Raw genomic sequence first — 1,062 nt, forward strand, 5'->3', positions numbered from 1 at the left:
GTTTGCCGGTGTGGGTGAGCGTACTCGTGAGGGTAACGACTTCTACCACGAAATGAAGGACTCCAACGTACTGGATAAAGTATCGCTGGTTTACGGTCAGATGAACGAGCCGCCGGGTAACCGTCTGCGTGTAGCGCTGACCGGTCTGACCATGGCCGAGAAGTTCCGTGACGAAGGTCGCGACGTACTGTTCTTCGTGGATAACATCTACCGTTACACCCTGGNCGGTACCGAAGTATCTGCACTGCTGGGCCGTATGCCTTCAGCGGTAGGTTACCAGCCGACCCTGGCGGAAGAGATGGGCGTTCTGCAAGAGCGTATTACTTCCACCAAGACCGGTTCCATTACCTCCGTACAGGCGGTATACGTACCGGCGGATGACTTGACTGACCCGTCTCCGGCCACCACCTTCGCGCACCTGGATTCCACTGTATCCCTAAGCCGTGACATCGCCTCCAAGGGCATCTACCCGGCGATCGACCCGCTGGATTCCACCTCGCGTCAGCTGGATCCGCTGGTTATCGGTCAAGAACACTACGACATCGCTCGTGGCGTTCAAACCGTACTGCAGCGCTTCAAAGAGCTGAAGGACATCATCGCGATCCTGGGTATGGACGAGCTGTCAGAAGACGATAAACTGACCGTATCTCGTGCCCGTAAGATCGAGCGTTACCTGTCCCAGCCGTTCTTCGTGGCCGAAGTATTTACTGGCTCCCCGGGCAAGTATGTTTCCCTGAAAGACACCCTCGCGGGCTTCAAGGGCATTCTTGGCGGTGATTACGATCACATCCCGGAGCAGGACTTCTACATGAAGGGCTCTATCGACGAAGTGATTGAAGCCTACAACAAGCGTAGCAAGTAACCTGCACCCGGGAGACAAGCAAATGGCGATGACCGTGCATTGCGACATTGTAAGTGCAGAACGCCAGCTGTTCTCCGGCCTGGTTGAAATCGTGGTAGCGTCCGGTGTGGAAGGCGACCTCGGTATCATGCCCGGCCACGCCCCGCTGCTGACCCGGCTCAAGCCGGGCCCGGTACGGGTGAAGAAGCAGAATGGTGAGG

2 protein-coding genes are annotated in these 1,062 nt (G+C 57.0%); both read left to right on the top strand.

Annotated features, from left to right (window positions below):
• Positions 1-862 (top strand): F0F1 ATP synthase subunit beta (gene atpD / locus A3754_RS06005; RefSeq protein ID WP_063519083.1); only part of this gene is annotated, 862 nt, incomplete at its 5' end.
• A gap of 22 nt (positions 863-884) precedes the next feature.
• The coding region (gene atpC / locus A3754_RS06010; protein WP_063519084.1) for an ATP synthase F1 subunit epsilon at positions 885-1,062 on the top strand (178 nt) is incomplete at its 3' end.

It is taken from the genome of Alcanivorax sp. HI0083 (assembly GCF_001635175.1).